Consider the following 19,906-nt stretch of genomic DNA (forward strand, 5'->3'; position numbering starts at 1 on the left):
TTGTCCTCTCAGCCGATCCGCGATCCGACTGCGCCGAGGTCGCGCAGCAGGTTCTCTGCCGCAGGCCCCGAGCGACGGGTCGCCCTGGTCCGCTGGAGTTCGCGCTCGACCAGCTCGCGGTTGAGGTCGAGGAACGTCAGCGGTTCCAGCCGATCGGCGACCGCATCGGCGAAGAGCCTCCGCAGCGACGCCTTGGTGATCGCCCGCCCGCCGAGACCGGCGATGACGGTGTAGCCGTGCAGCGAGATACCCGACAGCGCCATCCTCACGTTGGCCGCCACGATCCCGCCGATACCGACGGCGAGAGCCCGCTCCAGTACGACGACCCGCCGCGCGCCGGCCAGCGCAGTACGAACCGCATCCAGGGGGAAGGGCCGGAACGAGGTCAACCCCAGGGCGCCGATCTTCACTCCCTCGTCGCGCAGTTCGTCGACGGTGTCCTTGATCGTTCCGAGCACCGAACCGAGGGCAACCACGATGGTCTCGGCGTCTTCACACCGGTACGGACGGACCAGTCCGCCGGACTCGCGCCCGAACGCCACCCGGAAGCCCGCGGCGACGGCGGGGATCAACTCCAGGGCCTGCATCTGCTTGTCGTGGGCCAGATAACGCACCTCGGTGAACGCGTCCGGTCCCACCATGGCGCCGATGGAGATCGGGTCGTCCGGATCGAGCAGTTGCCGCGGTTCGTACGGCGGCAGGAACGCGTCCACCTGCTCCGCCGACGGTACGTCGACCCGCTCGACCGCGTGGGTGAGGACGAACCCGTCCATGCACACCATCACCGGCAAGGACAGCTCCTCCGCGATCCTGAACGCCTGGATGTGGAGATCCAGCGCCTCCTGGTTCGTCTCGGCGTACAGCTGGATCCAGCCCGAGTCACGCTGCGACATCGAGTCGCTGTGGTCGTTCCAGATGTTGATCGGCGCTCCGATCGCACGATTGGCCACCGTCATCACGATCGGCAGGCCCAGTCCGGACGCGTTGTAGAGCGGCTCCGCCATGTAGAGCAGACCTTGACTCGCTGTCGCGGTGTAGGAGCGGGCGCCGGTCGCGGAGGCACCGATCGCCACCGACATCGCGGCGAACTCCGACTCCACGTTGACGAACTCGCACGGCGCCAGCTCACCGGACTTCACCAGCGAGCTGAGCGCCTCGACGATGTGGGTCTGCGGCGAGATCGGATAGGCGCAGATCACCTCGGGCCGGCAGAGCGCGACCGCCTCCGCCACCCCACGCGAACCTTCAATTTGTTTGAGCACGAGCCGGCTCTCCGATCTGTGAACGGACCTGGTGATACGCCGCGGTGGCCGCGGCGACGTTGCCAGCGGCAACGGTCCCGGTGAATCGTTCCTCGATGGCCCGCAGCACGGACGTGAGCTGTACCTGACCGGTGAGCGCCGCGAAGGCTCCCAGCAGTACTGCGCCCGGCAGTGGGCGACCCAGGTGCGTCAAGGCGAGCTCGGTGGCGGGCACGGTCACGACGCGGTCCGAGCCCAACTGCTGGACGAAGGCCCCCAGGCCCAGCTCTGTCAGACTGCGCGAGGTGTTGATCAGCAGATAGCCGCCCGGATCCAGGCCTTCGAAGACATCGACCTGGTGCAGCAGCGTCGCGTCCTGGATGATCACGGCATCGGGACGGGCAACCGGTTCGTGGGTCCGGATCGGACGGTCGTCGATCCGGCAGAAGCCGACGACAGGCGCGCCGGTGCGCTCGGACCCGAACGTCGGGAACGCCTGCGCCTGTCCTCCTTCGGCGAAAGCGGCGACTGACAGGAGCTCGGCGGTGGTCACCACCCCCTGACCGCCGCGCCCGTGGACTCGAACCTGGAACATGGCTTCTCCTCGATCCTCAGACAGTGCGCCGGCCGACGTGATCCTGCGGCTGGGTGCCGTCAGTGGGCTCGTTCGCCACCGTGACCCCACCGAAGATGGCGATCGCGTCGACGTTGAGGACCGGCGCGTCAGGTGGCAGGAAGCCGCCGGCCCGCGTCTTGTCGTCGAACCCGCCCAGGAACGGCGTACCGGTCATCGAGACCCGCCAGCCACGCGGTACCAGGATGTCGACGCCGCCGAACAGCGCGAAGGCGTCCACCGTCGCCGCGTCGTCGATCCGGGCCTCCCGCAGATCGAGGGTGACCCCGCCGAACACGGCTGTCGCATCGGCCTTCTTCAGGTGCTCGGAGCGATCTGTCACCTTCGTGCCGCCGAACATCGCGAACGAACTGTTGTCCCGGTCGCGCGGATTGCTGTAGCTGCGGCTCAGGCCGAACAACACAGCCAGGCCCAGCACGACGAGCAGGGCAGGGCCGAACAGATTGTCGTTCGTCCACGACTGCTGGTCCGCGAGCAGCACGAAGCCGAACGCGACGATGATCAACGGTCCGACGGAAACCCGGCGCCGGCCGAACATCGCCACCACGCCCAGCCCGATCACGGCGATCGGCCACCAATCGGCCACCCCACCGGTGCCGACCCCGGTCGCTTCAAGGATCCCGATCACACCCAGGGCCAGCAGAACCAGCCCGATCCACATCCGTACAGGTGTCATGACGAACTCCTTCCCTTCCCCTCCACGCTCCCGCCGCCCTCGCACCCTCGGCAGGGCCGAAGGTCCCGACCCACACAGTCCGGCCGACTCGGGACTTCCGGCCCTACGCGGTCCCGGCCTCGAAGTACAGCTTGGTGATGAGTTGCGGAGGTGACCTGCCATGGCGCAAGCCAGTGTTCGGAGGCTGGTACTGCGCGCCGGTCTGCTGTTCGCGGCCGGCTGCGTCCTTCTTGCCGTCGGAGTCGGGGTCGGCGTGCCGTATCTGGACAAGGCCGGGCTTCATCCCGTCACGGTCGTGGGCCTCGCCGTCCTGGCGACCGGTCTCGTATCGGTCGGCATCGGCGGCACCACCCTGGTGCGAGCGACCCGGAGCTGGCGCCGTGTCCTGGTACTACCTGCTCTGCTGGCCGCTCTGGTCATCGCGCTGCTGTCGCTCGGTCAGGCTGTTGCTGCCACGAACGTGCCACCGACAGCGGTCGGGACGACCACTCCGGCTGATCGTGGCCTGCCCTTCAGCGAAGTCAGGTTCGCAACTACCGATGGGCTCGCCCTCGCCGGTTGGTACATCCCGTCGAGGAACCGCGCCGCCGTCGTACTGCTGCACGGGGCGGGATCAACCAGATCGAACGTCCTCGAGCATGCCGTCGTGCTGGCGCGCCACGGGTACGGCGTACTCCTCTTCGATGCCCGGGGCCACGGTCGCAGCGAAGGCCGCGCGATGGACTTCGGCTGGTACGGCGACCAGGACGTCAGCGCGGCTGTGTCCTTCCTCCAGGCCCAGCCGGCCGTGAACGACGAGTTGATCGCCGCCCTCGGTCTGTCCATGGGAGGTGAGGAGGCGATCGGCGCCGCTGCTCATGATCAGCGGATCCGGGCTGTCGTCGCCGAGGGTGCGACCAACCGGGTCAGCGCCGACAAGGCCTGGTTGTCGGACGAGTTCGGCTGGCGCGGCACACTGCAGGAAGGTATGGACCGGCTGACCTACGGCATCACCGACCTCCTCACCGCCGCTGATCAACCGATCGCACTGCGCGACGCCGTCGCGGCATCCGCGCCCCGCTCGGTTCTGCTCATAGCCGGTGGCGACCGAGCCGACGAGGGCCACGCGAACCACTACATCCAGTCCGCCTCCCCCGCCACGGTCGACCTGTGGATCGTCCCCGGCACCGGGCACACGGCCGCGCTCGACACCCACCCCGCCCAGTGGGAGCACCGCGTCACCGCCTACCTCGCCGACGCCCTCCACCTCGACGAGCAGGACGGTCTGCGCTGACCGAGGGACGTTCGGCCCGGTGGCTGGAGGCGGATGGCTCTGCTCCTGGACGGTCTCGATCCGGTGTGATGGGTATCCGCGTACACACACCCGGAGGCGACCCATGATGATCGAGAACGAGCGGACCGGCAGGGGTCCCGACGTGACCGGCGGTGACCTGGCCCGACGGGTTCGGCGGCGCCGTGGCGCGCTCGGTCTGAGTCGCGAGGAGGTGGCGACCCGGGCGCGGATGGAGCCGACCTACCTGGATCGTGTCGAGAGCGCGCCGGTGGCGATGACGGCGGGTGCGCTGATCCGGTTGGCTGACGCGCTCGACACCAGCGTCAGCGATCTGCTGGGGTCGCAGCCGAGCCGTCCTCCGGGCCACGGCCGCGCCGCGTTGCACCCGCTCCTGGACGACATGCGGGAGCAGGAGTGCCTGCAGCTGGTCGAGGCTGGTGGCGTCGGGCGGGTCGCCTTCGAGCTCGCCGGCCGGCTGAGCGTCGTACCGGTCAACTTCGCGATCCACGATGGTTCAGTGGTCTTCCGTACTGCGCCGACGACGGCGATCGGGCGTTACGGCACCGGCCCGGTGGCCTTCGAGATCGACCGGATCGACGAAGGCATGCACGAGGGCTGGAGCGTCCTGATCTCAGGAACGGCCAGGCAGGCCGGGCCCGAGGAGTCAGAGAAGCTGCGCGAAGCACTGACCGTCGAGCCGTGGGCCGGCGGAGAGCGTGAGGTCTACATCGTGATCACACCGGAGCAGATCCGTGGACACCGCATCCGCGCGTGGTGAAGGTCCGGCCTGGCTCAGGACCTTCGACCCTGGTGCATCACCCAGCCGATCGGCAAGCCTGGTAGATCTGATGACGACTCACTCAGCGCGGCGGACGTCCCTTGGTGCGTTCGACCGCGTAGACGGCCGCCTCGGTGCGGCGCTCCACCCCCAACTTGCGGAGCAGCCCGGACACGTAGTTCTTCACCGTCTTCTCCGCCAGGAACATGAGCTGCGCGATCTGCCGGTTGGTCTTGCCCTCGGCGATCAGGTCGAGGATCTTGCGTTCCTGCTCGGTCAGCGACTTGTACCGGGGGTCGTCGTCCTCCTCGGCCGGATGCCGCAGCCGCTCCAGTACCGCGGTCGTCATCGCGGGGTCGAGCAACGACTCCCCCGCCGCCAGCCGCCGTACGGCGCCGACCAGGTCGGTACCGCTCACCTGCTTCAGCAGATAGCCGGACGCGCCGGCCATGATCGAGGTGAACAGAGCCTCGTCGTCGGAGAACGACGTCAGCATCAGGCACGCGGGCGGCTCGTCCATGGCCGACCGGATGTCCCGGCAGACCGTGATCCCATCGCCGTCGGGCAACCTCACGTCGAGCACGGCCACGTTCGGTCGCAGAGCGGGGATCCGCGCGATCGCGTGCGCCGCTGTCGCCGCTTCGCCGACCACTTCGACGTCCGGCTCGTCCTCCAGCAGCTGTCGCAACCCACGGCGGACCAACTCGTGGTCGTCGAGCAAGAACACCTTGATCGTCATCTCGTGTCGCTCCCGGGGTCGCGGCCTGTGCTGGAGCCCAGACTAGACCGCAACTTCGTTCGGAAGGGGGAGCGATGACTCCCACACCGCGCCGTTTCGACCACAGCGGGCTGCAGATCCTCGACGACGGCGAGTCGCTGGAGCTGCTCTCTTCCGTGCCGATCGGTCGTCTCGTCTTCACCAAGGGCGGGCTGCCCGCGGTACGGCTGGTGAACTTCGTGCTGGACGGAGACTCGCTCATCTTCGCGACGGCCGACGGCGACAAGTACCGCGCTGCCGAGCGCGGTGACGTGGTCGCCTTCGAGGTGGACGCGGTGGACGAGGACAGGCATCTGGGCTGGACCGTGACGGCCGCCGGGCACCTCTCGGTGATCGATCCCGACGAGGCGGAGTCGCTCAGGCACGGGCTTCCGCTCCGTCCTTGGGCGCCACAGCACGACAGCTACCTGATCCGCCTCGGCATCGAGACATTGGAGGGACGCCGCCTGGTCCCCTGGGCCCAGCGCCCCCACGACCAGGCCGCCGGGAAAGGGGCGGGGTGAGCTCCGGCGGCTGAGCGGGAGGATCCACCGCAAGCGATCTCGCCCCACCCGCTCAACGGGAGGTCACAGATCGAGTTCGTGCTCGCGGAGGCGGGCGCGGGCGTCGTCGAACTGTTCGCGGTCGATCTCTCCCGTCGCGTACCGTCGCTCCAGGATGTCCAGCGGTGACGGCAGTGGCCGGGCCGCAGGTCGCCTGGACCTGATGAGGTGCACGCCGAATGCGAGTGCGGCCGCCACTGCCAGGGACCAGATGGACAGGGCCAGGAAGATCCACAGGGCGTCCTGGCCCCCGCCGTTCATCATCATGTCGCCCTCCGCGGCTGTACTGCGGGGTCGGTCGAACCCGTCCCACGGGGTTCGAAGCGGGCCGCCAGACTCGCACCCCAGGCGCGAGCACGATCGAGCTCGCCTTCACTCAACGGCCCCGCCGAGTCCTCGACGTAGAAACTGACCGATTCCGCGACCACTCCGACACCTCGCCGGCGCAGTACCTTGGCGGCGGCCTTGGCCGCTGAGCCGGGCAGCTTCCGGACTTTGGTGACGCGGGTGTCGAAGGTCGCGAAGATCGCCGTCCCGTCGTCGGGAAGCAACCGGTCGAGCCATTCGCGGATACCGACCTGGCTCGGCATCACCACTGTCCCTTGTGCCGATGCGCTTTCCCGCGTGCCCGGACGGCTCATGCTGAAGGCATGCGTCGGCCCACCGACGACGAGCAGATCGAGACTGTCGGGCAGCACCTCGGGGGCCCGATCGACCCTGACCACCTCCGCCTCGACCTTCGATCGAAGCCCTTCGCCGATCGCCTCGGCCACCTGCTCGGTATTGCCGAACATCGACTCGTACACGACCAGTGCCTGTGCATTCTCGGACATGACTACCCCTTGGAGGTCTGGTGATGGAATTCGGCGGACTCGGTCCGGCTGACGCGCAACCGGCGGACCACCGTCGGGCCGATGGCGACCCAGATCGGGATCAGCAGCCAGATCCGGCCGCTGGTGATGTCGTAGTCGGCCAGCAGCACCGACCACGGCTTGTTCTCGACGAAGTGGCCGAGACCGAACTCGAACAGCAAGGTGGTCACGAGGGTTGCTCCTTCAACTGGCCCGACTCCTGCCGGCCGAATTCCTGCCGGAAGGCTTCTACCGCGGTCGGCAGCGTCATGTAGACCCGGTCATCGCCGAGGCGCTCGAGGAAGCCCGCGGCAACGAGGTCGTCGCGAAGGTCCTGCTTGACCCTGGCCAGGGCGAGGACGATCCCTCGCCCGGCGAGCTCTTCGCGCAACGCGTCCAGGGCGTCCACCGCGGTGATGTCGACCTCGACGTTCGCCTCGGTGTTCAGCAGCAGCCAGCGGACCGGCTCGGGCGAGCTGTCGACCGCCGCCAGCGCCCGGCGGCGGAAGTCCTCGGCGTTCGCGAAGAAGAGCGGCGAGTCGTACCGATAGACGACGAGCCCCGGCACCGGGTGCGCCTCCGGATAGTCGTCCACGTCGTGCATACCGGCGATCCCTGGAACGATGCCGAGGATCCCATCGTGCGGGCGGGCCACCCGGCGGAACAGGTCCAGGACTGAGAGAGCCACCGCCACCAGTACGCCGTACAGAACGCCAAGCGTGACGACGCCGACGCAAGTTGCCAGGGCGAGGATCAACTCGCTCCGGCGGAACCGGCCGATCCGCCGGAACTCGGCGAGATCCACCAGTCGTAGAGCGGCGTAGACAACCAGGGCACCGAGGGCAGCGGTCGGGAACGTCGACAGCAACGGGCCGGCGACGAGCAGGGTGAGGATCACCATCGCGAGGGTCACCAGCGAGTACACCTGGCTCTTCGCTCCGGCCGCCGCTGCCACTGCCGTCCGGCTGCCGCTGCTGCTGACCGGAAATCCCTGGAGCGCTCCGGCGGTGAGGTTTGCAGTGCCGAGGGCAAGGAGTTCGGCGTCTGCGTCGATGCGCTCCTGATGCTTCGCGGCGAAGGCGCGTCCAGTCAGCACTGTGTCGGTGTAACCGACGAGCGCCACGCCCAACGCCGGCAGGATGAGCATCCGAAGGTCGGCGAGGCCGACCCCGGGCAGCATCGGGGCCGGCAGTCCTGAGGGAACGGTGCCGATCACGGCAACTCCGTGATCGTCCAGGCCGGCGAGAGCGGTGACCACAGCCGCAAGCGCCATCACCAGCAGCGGTGCGGGAAGTTGTGGTTTCCAGTGTGCCGATGCCAGCAACAGTGCGAGGACGACAGCTGACAGTACGACGGTCGGCAGGTGCCAGGAGCCGATCTGGCGAGCGGCGTCCAGCAACTCGGCAGGCGGGCTGTCCCCTTCGACAGCGGTGCCGGTCATCCGGCCGAGTTGCCCGGCGATCATGAGCACCGCGATGCCCGCGAGATAACCGACCAGCACCGGTCTCGACAGGAGGTCGGCGAGGAACCCGAGCCTGACCAGCCAGGCCACGAGGCAGATGACTCCCACCATCAGCGCCAGCGCTGATGCCAGCACCACGTAGCGCTTCGGATCTCCACCGGCCACCGCACCGACGGTGCTGGCCGTCATCAGTGCCGTCGTGGACTCAGGACCGACGGACAACAGTCGGGAGGACCCCAGCACGGCGTACACGGCCAGCGGCCCGAGGACTGCCCACAGACCGGTCACCGCCGGCAGCCCCGCCAGCTGGGCATAAGCCATGGCCTGCGGAACCAAGTAGGCGGCCACCGTCACGCCGGCGATCACGTCGGCACGTAGCCAGCTCGGCTGGTAGTTCCGCAGGCCGTTGAGGCCAGGCGCGATCATGGGCGATCAGTACGTCGGTACTACGACGTCGGTGGCAGGGTGGACCTGGCGAGCACGCTGATCGCGTTCCTTCGCGGTCACGTGATGCGGCACGATCGCGACCGGACAAGCCATCGCGGCAACAGCACGACGCGTGACGGGATCGCCGACCGGCAACAGCCCAGCGCGGGCACCAAGGACGACCAGGCCGACCTCGGCGCCTTCGTGCACCAGCGCCTCCACCACCGGGCGGGCGGTCAGGAAGCGAGTCACCTTGACCTGGGGGTATTCGTCAGTCCAGCCTGCCAGCGTTTCGGAGACGGTCAGGTCCGCCCGCCGGACCCAGGAGTTCTCGACCCCGGCGCGGTCCGGGTCGTGCCGCGGTGCGTGCTGTGCGTGCACCACGGTCAGGTCGCCCTCGCGGTCCGCGGCGGTCCGGAAGGCGAACTCGACCGCCTCCAGCGACAGCGGCGTCCCATCGATGCCTACGGCAACCCTTCGGTCGATCACGGATGGTTTCCAGGTCAGCGGGACGACGATCACCGGGCAGCCGGTTCGTGCGGTCAGGAAGATGTTGCCCTGCGCGGCGACGAGCCGGTGCGGGCCCCGGGTGCGGCTTCGGCCGACCACGAGAAGACGAGCATGCCGGGCGACCTGCGGCAGGACCTTCAGCCGCGACCCTTCCTCCGACACCGCCGTGACCGCCAAGCCGTAGCCGTAGTGATGCCGCACGTGCGCGACGGCCACCCGGAGGCTCGCGTCGGCGAACTCCGCGGGAGGCTTCGGCTGGTAGCCCGGCGTCATCGCGTTGAACGAGCTGTGCGCCTGATACGGCGCGGCGATCACCAGCTCGGCGCCCGAACGGATCGCCTCCAGCGCGGCGTAGTCCACGATGTGGAGCGCTTCGGCGCTGCCGTCGACCTCGACCACCACCGGTCCAGTCCTTGCCCAGGTACCCATGTCGATCCTCCAGTTCTCTTACCTGGAGCGTCTCGCGCGGCCGCGGCGCGGCGTCAGTGCCGTCGGGCATCGCTAGACAGGACCGACGACAGCAGCCCACGGGACCTTCGGCCCGCGGCCCGAATACGCTGGTCACTCCCAGCGATCAAGCCCAGTTCCCAACCGCTCATCGCCGCCGTACGGTAGGTCGCATGGATGGACGAGCAGGGGATCACGCAGGGTCGTGGGACGAAGGTGCCCTCGAGTTCGACGGGCTGTCCAGAGTCCGGCTCGACGCCCTGCTGCAGGAGCTGCTCGGCCGGGTCGACGAGATCATGGACTCCCAGGAGCGTCTGCGCGCCCTGCTGGACGCGGTCATCGGCATCGGCGCCGACCTGGACCTGAACAGCACGCTCGACCGCATCGTCACGGCCGCGTGTGACCTGGTCGGCGCGCGCTACGGCGCTCTCGGAGTGGTCGGCCCCGACGGCAAGCGGCTCGTTCGCTTCATCACCCATGGCGTCACCGCCGAGCAGATCGCCGCGATCGGTCCGTACCCTGAAGGTCACGGCATCCTCGGTCTGCTGATCGACCACCCGACGCCCTTGCGGCTGACCGATCTCGCCAAGCACCCGCGATCGTTCGGCTTCCCGCCCAACCACCCTCCGATGGGCAGCTTCCTCGGTGTTCCGATCCGTACCCGCGACCATGCCTTCGGCAACCTGTACCTGACCGAGAAGGCGGAGGGCGCCGCTTTCACCGAGGACGACGAACGGACCGTGGCCGCACTCGCGACCGCGGCCGGCGTCGTGATCGACAACGCCCGGCTGTACGCCGACACCGAGCGCCGCCGTCGCTGGCACGAGGTGACCGCCGAGATCACCCAGCTGATGCTGACCGACTTCGATCCCCAGCAGGCGCTGCAACTCATCGCGACCCGGGCACGCGAGGTGTCCGGCTCGGTTCTCGGTGCCGTCCTGCTGCTGGGCGACGGCGAGCTCGTCATCGAGGTGATCGACGGACCGCCGGGCTTCACGCAGTACATCGGCCGCCGGATTCCCGCCGACTGGCCGATCCTGAGCGACGTCCTGAACGGCGACGAGCAGGTGGTGGTCGAGAACCTGGCACAGCTCGCCAAAGAGACCGGCCAGCTCAGCGATGTGCCCGAGCTCGAGGAACTGGGCCGCACGATTCTCGCGCCGCTCCCCGCGGGGCCGCGCAGTACGGGCGGGATCCTGATGGTGGCGGCGGCCCAGGGGACCGTTCTGGGAGTGACCGTCGGGACCGACCTGGTCCGGATGTTCGCCAACCAGGCGACGCTGGCTCTGGACCGCGCACAAGCGCAGCGGGATCAATCCGTGCTGGCGGTGCTGGAGGATCGCGACCGGATCGCCAGGGATCTGCACGACCTGGTCATCCAGCGGCTGTTCGCCACCGGTCTGCAGCTGCAGGGCATGCACAGGATGGTTCGGCCGGAGGTTCAGCAGCGGATCAGCCGGGCGGTCGAGGACATCGACGCCACCATCCGCGACCTGCGGGCGGCGATCTTCGAGCTGCACCACCAGCCCGACAAGAAGTCGTTCCGGGCGGACGTCCAGGCGCTGGTCGAGGAGTACACCTCGGCGCTCGGATTCCGTCCCGAGCTGAGCTGCACCGGTCCGCTCGACAGCACCGTGCCGGCCTCCGTGCGACCGCAGATCCTGGCCGCGATCCGGGAATCGTTGTCGAACGTGGTCCGCCACGCCCAGGCCTCGACCGTCAAGGTCGAGGTGATGGTCACCGGTCAGGACGTCACCGCACGCGTCTCCGACGACGGGATCGGCATCAGCTCCACGGACCGGCGAAGCGGCCTGCGCAATCTGGAGGAACGCGCGGCCGCACTAGGTGGTGCCGTGCGGCTGGAGCCCAACCAGCCGCACGGCACCGTGCTGGAGTTGCGCGCGCCCCTCATCAACGCGCCCTCCAGCTGATCAGGCATCGTCCGTCGACACTGGGACGACCGTCACCGGACAGGTCGCGTGCTGCAAGACCCCCCGGGCTACCGACCCGAGCAGTGCGGTGGCGAAATGCCGCCGCCGACGGTGGCCGACCACGACGAGCTGCGCATCGGCCGACTCCGCGGCCGCGACGATGCCATCCACCGGGTGACCGCGTCTGACCTCCACCTCAATCTCGATCTCCGGGTACTTCTGCCGCCACTGGTCCGCGATCGTGTCGCAGTGACGCCGTGCGGTCTGGTTCCACTCGTCGCTGACGCCGGCGACGTTCATCGCGTCCCAGCTGTAGATGGACGGCAGATCCCACACGTGAACCATTCGCACCGGCGCGTGCCGTTCGGTCGCCGCAGTCAGCGCGAATTCGATCGCCGCGCCCGGCTCCCCCGAGTCGTCCAGTGCGACGACGACCGGTCCGCAGTGATCGCCGGACTTCCACCCCTCCGGCACGACGACGACGGGAACCGTGGCTTGGATCGCCGCGGCCTCCGAGGTCGAACCGATCAGCAGCCGCTTGAACTTGCCCATCCCCCGCCGGCCGACGACCAGCAGCTCGCCCTTGGCGGCCAGCTCGGTCAATGTCGTAGCCGGTGGGCCGACCACCAGGTCGGCGCCGTGATCCAGGAGGTCGTCCTGGCTCTTCATCTTCTGCTGGACCTCTTGGACCAGGTCCGTGGCGGCGTCATCGATGACGGTGGGTTGCCAGTACGGCGAGTGCCTCAGCTTCTCCTCGATCACGTGCACCGCCCGGAGCGGGACCCTGCGGAACAGAGATTCCTGCAGAGCCCACTCCAGTGCACCCGTGTCACGCCAGGAGCCGTCGACGCCTACGTGGATGACGGGTTCTCTGCTCATGGTGTCACCGCAGCCAGGGGTACTGACGGACGATGGACAGCCGCGACCACTGCTGACCGAATCCCCAGACGTTGCCGGCAGCAACGAGTGCGAGAGTGATCAGGGTGATGGCGCCGATGATGTGGTCGTCGAGCACCGGGTTGTTCTCCGGAGGCAGGACGGCACTCCACATCATCAGGTAGAGCACGGTGCCGGAGACGGCCGCGATGCGCATCCCGATCCCGAAGGTGAGGGCGAGGCCGATGCCGACCAGCGCGATCATGAACAGCGGGGTGACCCAGAAGTCGCCGACCAGGGAGTGGTAGAAGTCCTCGAACGGGCCGGCTGCTCCCTTGCCGAGGAATCCTGCCGTCGGGTCGCCGCCATCGATCCAGCCCTTGCCGGACGGGGTCGCGTAGCCGAGACCGAACACCTTGTCCACGAAGGCCCACAGGAACGTCAGGCCGTATGCGATCCGGAGAACTGCCAGCGCACGACCGGCGGCCGTGCTGATCCGCGGCTGCAGATCGCGGTCGGGCTCCATCACAGGAGTCGGAACGTTGCGCCGCTGCGGTGTGGTGGTCATGGTCTTTCCTTTCGTTTGAGGTGTCACCTTGATGCTGGTGCCGCGAGGCAGCCGAGCGGCAGAGCCTGTGGTCACGTGCGGAGGTGCCGAACGGCCCCTGTGATCGGGACCGATGCCTGCTGCGGGTCAGAGGCGGATCCCTGAGGCTGGGAGTGCGGCAGCTGTTGCCGCCCTAGCAGGTCGAGGAGGCCCCCCATGAACGACGACCAGCTGTCCATGGAAGAGATCGATGTCCTGCTCAAGGCCGCGGTGGCGGCACCGAGCATGCACAACACACAGCCGTGGCGCTTCGAGGTGAACGGTCACGTGATCGACGTGTTCGTGGACGGCTCCCGTTCGTTGCCGGCCGAGGATCCCACCGGTCGGGCGATGCGAATCGCTACCGGTGCCGCGACGCTCAACCTGCGCTGCGCCGCCGCTTCGATGGGCTACACCAGCTGGTTCGGCCTCGCGCCGGATCGGAACGACCCCGACCTGGTTGCGCGTATCGTCCTCGCGCCGACTGACGACCCGGACAAGGATCTTCTCGGCCTGTCGACTCAGATCCCCCGCCGGCACACCAGCCGCGAGCCGCTCCGGCCTGTGCAGCTGACCAGCGCCGACCAGGTCAGCTTGAGCCGGGCAGCGATGGCAGAGGGAGCCGAGCTCAGCTGGCTGCCGGCGCCCGGCGTCAAGGCCGTGCTGGACCTGCTGCTCGACACCGACCTCCGCGAGATCGGCGACTGGCACCGCCGCGCCGAACGCGCCCACTGGGTGGGCGGCGATCGAACGGCGGACGGCATACCGAGCTCTGTGCTCGGGCCCCGATCCAGCAGCTATCCATCGCCGGTACGCGATATGGCCACCCGGCCCGCGGATCAGACCCGGCCCACCACCAGGTTCGAGACCGAACCTGCGCTGGCCGTGCTGTCCACCGGTGGAGACACCCGGGCTGACCAGGTAGCCGCCGGCATCGCGCTCGAGCGGGTCCTGCTGACCGCGACCCGCGATGGCCTGAAGGCCTCCTTCCTGAACCAGCCGCTCGAGTTCGACGATCTTCGCCGGACCGTTCAGCAGACCACCGGCAAGCCGGGTTTCGCCCAGATGGTGATCCGCTTCGGACACAGCACGGTGACCGCCACGACGCCGCGGCGCCCGGTCGAGGCCGTTGTTCACACCCGGACCGAGGAGCCCTGATGACCGACATCCGTGTCCTGCAGGCAGAGATCGCGCGCTGGGAGAAGGATCTTGCCGCTCTCGAGGAAGAGCGCACGGCCGAGGGGTGGACCGAACCGGAGAGACTGCTCTTCACCGTACAGCGCACGATCGGGACCTATCGCCGCCAGGTTCTCCCCCGGATCACCGCCGAGCGTGCCCTGATGCTGCCCGCCATGCCGGACAGCCGGGCGGCCGAGGCGTTGACCGAATACAGCGCGATCGTCGCCGACGAGATCAATCAGCTCGTCGATCGGCTCGATGAGCTCAGAAGGGAGCTGGTCCGCTTCGGCCAGACCGCTCAGCTCCAGCTCCAGGCAACGGAGACGCTCGCGGGCCTGCGCGCGCTGGGCCGGGTGGTCCTTCGCTTCGGCCAGGAGGTCGAGATCCCGAGCCTGATGGCGCGGCTGACGCCCGAGCAGTCCGATCAGCTGACCACGGCCGTCCACGCGTACGAGAAGGACCTCCGATGACGAGCGCGGAGCCGCCCGAAACCGTGTACGTCGTTCACGGCGAGGCCGATGCCAGGCAGGCTCTGGTCGACCGCATCAGCACCGAGCTCGACTGGCTCGCAGTCGCGCCACAGCACCTGGAAAGAGTCGGATCATGGTAATTCATCGCGAACCTCTGCTCACCGCGGACGAGGTCGGCATCCTGGTCAGTTCCGCCGCCACCGCGCCGTCGATGCACAACACCCAGCCATGGCGCTTCGAGGTCAGCGGCCGGGTCGTGGACGTGATCCTCGACGAGGACCGTTCCCTGCCCGCCGAGGACCAGGCCGGCCGGATGATCCTGATCGGGCTCGGCGCGGCGACCTTCAACCTGCGGGTGGCCGCGGCGATGCTCGGCCACGACACCACCTTCGCCACCCGTCCGGATCCCGATCGGCCCGAGATCGTCGCCCGGGTGTTCCTGGGCGTACGACAGTCGCCGATGCCACCGCTGGGCTCTCTCTACGGCGAGCTGCGGCGTCGGCACACCTATCGCGGACCGATGGTCGCGATCGATGTCCAGGCGCGAGTTCTGTCACTGATCAGTAGTGCGGCCCGGGCCGAGGGGGCCGACCTGTGCTGGCTGGACCCCAGCTCCACCAGGGACTTGGTACAGATCCTGCGGGAGGCCGACGAGCTCGACCTGCACGACGAGGACCGGCTGACCGAGCGAGGCCGCTGGATCGGCGGCGACCGCTTGGAGGACGGGGTGCCCGAGAGTGCACTCGGGCCGATTCCCGCCAAGCCGGCGGCGTTCCGCGACCTCTCCGCGGGCTTCGACGACCCGCAGCGCAGTGTCGGCGTCTTCGAGCTCGAGCCGAGGATCGCGGTCCTCAACACCGGGGAGAACCGGCCGTCCGAATGGCTGCGCGCGGGGATGGCACTGCAACACGCGCTCCTGACGGCGACGTCGTACGGTCTGGTCGCGTCGTTCCTCAACCAAGCACTGGAGTACGCCGACCTGAGGTCACGCGTTCAGAGCCTGGTCGACCGGAACGCCCGGCCGCAGATGATCATCCGGATCGGCTTCCCCGCCATGATGGGTGCGGCTACCCCCCGGAGACCCTGGCAGCAGACCTTGGCGGAATGGGAGTGACACAGGCGGGCGACTTCTCGTTCACTGCTGGTGGCGGGTCCCCGAACGCTTCTCACCACTGCCTCTTCGGTCCGGGTCGAGGACGACCGGCCCGCCGGGAAACGGGCTTCCGTCTTGATGACGGCGGATCTCGTGGCCTCGGCCACTGTCTGGTGTCCCGTTCCCGGCGAGCCGGTCGGCTCCTCTGCACTTCCAGCATCGGGCGGGACCCATCGGATGTTCAGGGCCGAAGGTCCCGAACTCGTGGGACGGTGGACCGAGAGCATCCAGGCCCTGCGCGAGGTGACCTTGGGCCCTGGAGCGGATCCGCGACGGCCACCAGAGTCGAACCATGAAGAACTCTCCGACCCCTGGACCGGTGACGCTGAGACCTTCACCGACTGCCCGGCGAACCGCCCTGGTGACCGAGACGCTGGCGTACCTGGGCGGCGTCGTGGTCCTGGTCGGCGCGGGCCTGATCGCCGCGCGGTACTGGCCCGACCTGCACGAGACCACTCGGCTCGGCATCGCCGGCGTGGCCGCCGCCGTACTGCTCTGCGCCGCGCTCGCAGTACCCACCGACAAGCCCGCGGGCCGTCGGATGAGGACAGTGATCTGGCTGCTCTCGACCGCCGCGGCAAGCCTGTTCTTCGGACTCCTCGGCGGTGAGGTACTCGGCTGGCGCGCCATCGACACCACCCTGCTCATCGGCGTCGGCACCGCCTTGTACTCCGCGGCGCTGTGGCTCTGGAGTGGGCGCGCTGCGGCACTGCAACTAGCCTTCCTCACGGCGACGCTGGTCAGCGCGGGAGCGATCGGTGCCCACCTCGAACAGCCGTACTGGCCCGGCCTGGCGGTCTGGTTCGCAGCGCTGGAGTGGCTCCTGCTGGGGCACAGCGAGATCGTGCCCTCCCGCCGACCGACGCAGGTGGCAGCATCCATCGGTCTCCTCGTGGGCATCGGCCTGACGCTGCCGCAGGACATCGGCATCCTGCTGGGCCTGGCCACCATCGCCGGCTTGCTCATCTACGCGGTCCAGATCTGGGACCTGCTGCTGATCCTGATCGGCATTGCCGGTGCTCTGCAGATCCTGCCCATCGCGGTCACCCAGTGGTTCCCCGGTCGGCCGGCCGCACCGATCGCGTTGCTGATCGGGGGCGCCGCCCTGGTCGGCGCCGCGATCGCGATAGCTCGCACATCCGACGCCCGGCCCTCAGACGCCGGATCCGGAGAAAGTCCGACGATCGATGCCGGCCGGTACGACGCCGTGGTGTTCGACCTGGACGCGGTCGTCACCGACGACGGCAGGCATACCTTCCCAGAAACCCTCGCCCTGATCGATCGGCTCACCGCCGCGGGCCTGACGTACGCGGTGACCTCAGCGAGCAGCACAGCTGCCGAGGTTCTGATCGCCGCGGGCCTGCAGGATCTCTTCGACATCCGTGTGGACGGCCGCGTCGCCGAGGAGCTGGGCCTCCCGGAGAAACCGGATCCCGCGGTGCCCCTGGTCGCTGCACACCGCCTCGGGGTCACCCCGTTGCGGACGGTCGTGGTGGAGATCGGGCCGGCCGGCGTCGAGGCGGGCCGGAACGGTGGTTTCGGCCTCGTGATCGGGGTGGACCGTTCGGGCCAAGCCGCCGGGCTCGCTGGGCACGGAGCGGACCTGGTCGTCCGAGACCTCGCCGAGATCGCTGTCACCCCTGACCGCGAGCCGGCCCGATGAACGAGTGGATGCTGCGCTTCGACGACTACGACCCGGCCGACGAGCGCCGACGCGAGGCTCTGTGCACGGTCGGCAACGGGTACTTCGCCACCCGCGGCGCCTGGGCCGGTTCCCGGGCCAGTGACCATCACTACCCGGGCAGCTATGTCGCCGGCCTGTACAACCGGCTCTGCGACGGGATCGACGGCCGCACGGTCGAGAACGAGAGTCTCGTCAACGTCCCCGACTGGCTGCCGCTCGAGGTCGCGATCGACGACGGCGAGTGGCTCACCCCGGACAACTCGCAGGTGCTCGACCACCAGCTGGAGCTCGACCTGCGCCGCGGCGTGCTGACCCGGCGTTTCCGCCTTCGCGTTGCCCAGGGCAACATCGTTGCCGGGGTCGAACGACGATTGGTGAGCATGGCCGATGCCCACCTGGCAGCTCAGAGCCTCGCCGTCACCGCCGAGAACTGGTCCGGAGTACTACGGATCCGGACCGGCGTGGACGGCTCGGTCACCAACGGCGGCGTCGACCGGTACCAGAAGCTGTCCGGCCGGCATCTCGTGGAGATCGAGCCTGCCGCGCAAGACGGAGCGACCGCACTTGTGGTCGCCAGGACGAGTCAATCGTCCGTGCGCATCGCGGTCGCCAATCGCACTGCCGTCTTCCACAACGGAACACCTTGTGAGGGCGGGTGGACGAACTCGGTCGACGCCACGACGGCGTACCACGAGGTCGCTGTCGCGGTACAACCCGGTGACGTCGTCAGTGCTGACAAAGTCGCGGTCATCCACACGTCGAGGGATGTGGCGATCTCGGAACCGCTTCAGGCATGCCTTGCCGCCCTGCCCGACCTACCCGCGTTCGACCGACTTCTCGAGCCGCATGTCCTCGCCTGGTCCCACCTGTGGCGGAAATTCGCGCTCGACCTGGAGGAACCTGCCGACGGCACGCCGGCGGCAGTGCGGCTGAACCTGTTCCATCTGCTGCAGTCCGTGTCGCCGCACAGCGCGGACACCGACGCCGGCGTACCGGCCCGCGGTCTGCACGGAGAGGCTTATCGGGGCCACGTCTTCTGGGACGAGCTGTTCGTCTTTCCCGTTCTGACCTTGCGGATGCCGGCCTTGACCCGGGCACTGCTGCGTTATCGGCACCGCCGCCTCCCGGCCGCGCGCCGGGCGGCCGCAGCGGCCGGCCTCCCCGGCGCCATGTATCCGTGGCAGTCCGGCAGCGACGGCCGCGAGGAGAGCCAGACCCTGCACCAGAACCCGCTGTCAGGACGCTGGACTCGTGACGCCACCTACCTGCAGCGCCATGTGGGCCTGGCCGTCGCCTACACCATGTGGCAGTACGTCGAGGCGACCGGCGACGAGGAGTTCCTCGCCGAGCACGGCGCCGAGGTCATCCTCGAGGTGGCCAGGTTCTTCGCCGGTCTCGCGAGTTACGACCAGGCTCGGGACCGCTATGTGATCAAGGGAGTCGTCGGGCCCGACGAATTCCACACCGGGTATCCCGAGCGGCCCGACGCGGGCATCGACAACAATGCCTACACCAACGTCATGGCGGTGTGGCTGTTCCGCCGTGCGGCCGAGGTGCTCGAGCGACTGCCCGGCCGGCGGCGGACGGAGCTCACCGAGTCGATCGGGCTGCGGCCGCAGGAACTGAGCCGGTGGGAGGAGCTCACCCGGCGGATGTACGTACCGTTCCACGACGGCGTGATCAGCCAGTTCGAGGGCTACGCCGACCTCGACGAACTCGACTGGGACCGCTACCGCCGCAAGTACGGCGATCTCCGGCGGCTGGACCGGATCCTCGAGGCCGAGGGACTTGCGGTGACGGCCTACCAGGTGTCGAAGCAGGCCGACGTGCTGATGTTGCTGTACCTGCTGCCTCGCCAGGAACTGTACGAACTGCTGGCCACGCTCGGGTATCCGACCAGGGCCGACACGATCCGCCGGACCGTGAGGTACTACCTCCCCCGCACCTGCCACGGCTCCTCGCTCAGTGCCGTCGTCCATGCCTGGGGTCTCACCTCGCTCAACGCCGACCGGGCACTGGAGTTCCTGGCGCAAGCGCTGCACAGCGATTCCGGCGATCCAGCTCAGACCGGGACGACCGCGGAGGGGATCCACCTGGCCGCGATGGCCGGCAGCGTCGATCTGGTCCAGCGATGCTTCACCGGCCTCACCCTGTCCGGTGACGAGCTGAGATTCGCGCCACGGTGGCCGGTCAGCCTGGGCCGGATGCGGATGAATCTGCGGTACCGCGGGCATCACCTCACCGTGCGGGTCTCGGCCGACGGTCTCGCCGTCTCCGCCGACGCCGGCAGCGCCGATCCGATCAGGGTGCGCTGCCACGGCACGACGAAATCTCTGGCCGCCGGCCGGACCGTGGAGTGGCCGGCGCGCTGAGGCCCGAAGGGCCCGCGACGACGGGACCAACAGCCCT

General features: G+C 68.7%; 20 protein-coding genes and 1 pseudogene. 10 read left to right on the forward strand and 11 right to left on the reverse strand.

Annotated elements, in window-relative coordinates:
- Nucleotides 1-8: 8 nt before the first annotated feature.
- Genes EV648_RS06840 through EV648_RS06850 form a run of 3 tightly spaced genes read right to left on the reverse strand, consistent with a single transcriptional unit; the run spans nt 9 to nt 2,551 of the window.
- Nucleotides 9-1,232, reverse strand: a complete 1,224-nt coding sequence (locus EV648_RS06840) for a transketolase C-terminal domain-containing protein (RefSeq protein WP_241994942.1) — start codon at nt 1,230-1,232, stop codon at nt 9-11.
- Between the two features lie 13 nt (nt 1,233-1,245).
- A complete protein-coding gene (locus EV648_RS06845) occupies nt 1,246-1,836 on the reverse strand; it encodes a 2-oxoacid:acceptor oxidoreductase family protein (RefSeq protein WP_132286298.1) in 591 nt (196 codons plus the stop codon).
- Between the two features lie 16 nt (nt 1,837-1,852).
- Nucleotides 1,853-2,551 (reverse strand): LiaF domain-containing protein, encoded by a 699-nt coding sequence (locus tag EV648_RS06850; protein ID WP_132286301.1) that lies wholly within the window; start codon nt 2,549-2,551, stop codon nt 1,853-1,855.
- A gap of 160 nt (nt 2,552-2,711) precedes the next feature.
- On the opposite strand from EV648_RS06850, the gene EV648_RS06855 reads away from it, so the two are divergent.
- Both EV648_RS06855 and EV648_RS06860 read left to right on the forward strand, forming a co-directional pair.
- Nucleotides 2,712-3,824: an alpha/beta hydrolase gene (locus tag EV648_RS06855; RefSeq protein ID WP_132286304.1), complete on the forward strand. Its 1,113-nt coding sequence runs from the start codon at nt 2,712-2,714 to the stop codon at nt 3,822-3,824.
- A 103-nt stretch (nt 3,825-3,927) separates the two neighbouring features.
- Nucleotides 3,928-4,602, forward strand: coding sequence for a pyridoxamine 5'-phosphate oxidase family protein (locus EV648_RS06860; protein ID WP_199234457.1), 675 nt, complete (start codon nt 3,928-3,930; stop codon nt 4,600-4,602).
- Nucleotides 4,603-4,684: 82 nt separating this feature from the next.
- Here the strand turns inward: EV648_RS06860 and EV648_RS06865 are convergent, their stop codons facing one another.
- A complete protein-coding gene (locus EV648_RS06865) occupies nt 4,685-5,341 on the reverse strand; it encodes a response regulator transcription factor (RefSeq protein WP_132286307.1) in 657 nt (218 codons plus the stop codon).
- A 74-nt stretch (nt 5,342-5,415) separates the two neighbouring features.
- On the opposite strand from EV648_RS06865, the gene EV648_RS06870 reads away from it, so the two are divergent.
- Complete coding sequence (locus tag EV648_RS06870) at nt 5,416-5,883, forward strand: pyridoxamine 5'-phosphate oxidase family protein (protein ID WP_132286310.1); 468 nt, start codon at nt 5,416-5,418, stop codon at nt 5,881-5,883.
- A gap of 63 nt (nt 5,884-5,946) precedes the next feature.
- Here the strand turns inward: EV648_RS06870 and EV648_RS06875 are convergent, their stop codons facing one another.
- The 5 genes from EV648_RS06875 to EV648_RS06895 are packed head-to-tail and all read right to left on the reverse strand — an operon-like array spanning nt 5,947 to nt 9,600.
- The gene (locus EV648_RS06875; RefSeq protein ID WP_132286313.1) at nt 5,947-6,189 is read right to left on the reverse strand and encodes an SHOCT domain-containing protein; all 243 of its coding nucleotides are present in this window, start codon (nt 6,187-6,189) and stop codon (nt 5,947-5,949) included.
- Nucleotides 6,186-6,755: a flavodoxin domain-containing protein gene (locus EV648_RS06880; protein WP_199234458.1), complete on the reverse strand. Its 570-nt coding sequence runs from the start codon at nt 6,753-6,755 to the stop codon at nt 6,186-6,188. Before EV648_RS06880 ends, EV648_RS06875 begins: the two co-directional genes overlap by 4 nt.
- Nucleotides 6,756-6,757: 2 nt before the next feature.
- Nucleotides 6,758-6,964 carry a hypothetical protein gene (locus EV648_RS06885; RefSeq protein WP_132286316.1) on the reverse strand — a complete coding sequence of 69 codons (207 nt, stop codon included), beginning with the start codon at nt 6,962-6,964 and terminating at the stop codon, nt 6,758-6,760.
- Entirely contained in the window at nt 6,961-8,661 is a 1,701-nt protein-coding gene (locus EV648_RS06890) for a SulP family inorganic anion transporter (protein WP_132286319.1), read from the reverse strand. Before EV648_RS06890 ends, EV648_RS06885 begins: the two co-directional genes overlap by 4 nt.
- Nucleotides 8,662-8,667: 6 nt before the next feature.
- Nucleotides 8,668-9,600, reverse strand: a complete 933-nt coding sequence (locus EV648_RS06895) for a universal stress protein (protein WP_132286322.1) — start codon at nt 9,598-9,600, stop codon at nt 8,668-8,670.
- Between the two features lie 191 nt (nt 9,601-9,791).
- On the opposite strand from EV648_RS06895, the gene EV648_RS06900 reads away from it, so the two are divergent.
- On the forward strand, nt 9,792-11,549 hold the full coding sequence (locus EV648_RS06900) for a GAF domain-containing sensor histidine kinase (protein ID WP_132286325.1): 1,758 nt from the start codon (nt 9,792-9,794) through the stop codon (nt 11,547-11,549).
- On the opposite strand, the gene EV648_RS06905 is transcribed toward EV648_RS06900, so the two are convergent.
- Both EV648_RS06905 and EV648_RS06910 read right to left on the reverse strand, forming a co-directional pair.
- Nucleotides 11,550-12,428, reverse strand: coding sequence for a universal stress protein (locus EV648_RS06905; RefSeq protein ID WP_132286328.1), 879 nt, complete (start codon nt 12,426-12,428; stop codon nt 11,550-11,552).
- A gap of 4 nt (nt 12,429-12,432) precedes the next feature.
- The gene (locus EV648_RS06910) at nt 12,433-12,993 is read right to left on the reverse strand and encodes a hypothetical protein (protein WP_132286331.1); all 561 of its coding nucleotides are present in this window, start codon (nt 12,991-12,993) and stop codon (nt 12,433-12,435) included.
- A gap of 189 nt (nt 12,994-13,182) precedes the next feature.
- Between EV648_RS06910 and EV648_RS06915 the strand changes: the two are divergent.
- From EV648_RS06915 to EV648_RS06935, 6 genes and pseudogenes are all read left to right on the forward strand, one after another.
- Nucleotides 13,183-14,169 (forward strand): annotated as a pseudogene (locus EV648_RS06915) (hypothetical protein); the annotation flags it as partial.
- Nucleotides 14,169-14,660, forward strand: a complete 492-nt coding sequence (locus EV648_RS06920) for a hypothetical protein (RefSeq protein ID WP_132286334.1) — start codon at nt 14,169-14,171, stop codon at nt 14,658-14,660. The pseudogene EV648_RS06915 and the gene EV648_RS06920, both read left to right, overlap by 1 nt.
- On the forward strand, nt 14,657-14,800 hold the full coding sequence (locus tag EV648_RS42470; RefSeq protein ID WP_158293921.1) for an MBL fold metallo-hydrolase RNA specificity domain-containing protein: 144 nt from the start codon (nt 14,657-14,659) through the stop codon (nt 14,798-14,800). The genes EV648_RS06920 and EV648_RS42470 overlap by 4 nt, the downstream gene beginning before the upstream one ends.
- A complete protein-coding gene (locus EV648_RS06925; RefSeq protein ID WP_132286337.1) occupies nt 14,794-15,774 on the forward strand; it encodes a hypothetical protein in 981 nt (326 codons plus the stop codon). The genes EV648_RS42470 and EV648_RS06925 overlap by 7 nt, the downstream gene beginning before the upstream one ends.
- A 331-nt stretch (nt 15,775-16,105) precedes the next feature.
- Nucleotides 16,106-17,476 carry an HAD family hydrolase gene (locus tag EV648_RS06930; RefSeq protein ID WP_132286340.1) on the forward strand — a complete coding sequence of 457 codons (1,371 nt, stop codon included), beginning with the start codon at nt 16,106-16,108 and terminating at the stop codon, nt 17,474-17,476.
- A complete protein-coding gene (locus EV648_RS06935; RefSeq protein ID WP_132286343.1) occupies nt 17,473-19,869 on the forward strand; it encodes a glycoside hydrolase family 65 protein in 2,397 nt (798 codons plus the stop codon). The genes EV648_RS06930 and EV648_RS06935 overlap by 4 nt, the downstream gene beginning before the upstream one ends.
- Nucleotides 19,870-19,906: the final 37 nt, after the last annotated feature.

The organism is Kribbella sp. VKM Ac-2568 (assembly GCF_004345365.1).
Lineage (GTDB): Bacteria > Actinomycetota > Actinomycetes > Propionibacteriales > Kribbellaceae > Kribbella > Kribbella orskensis.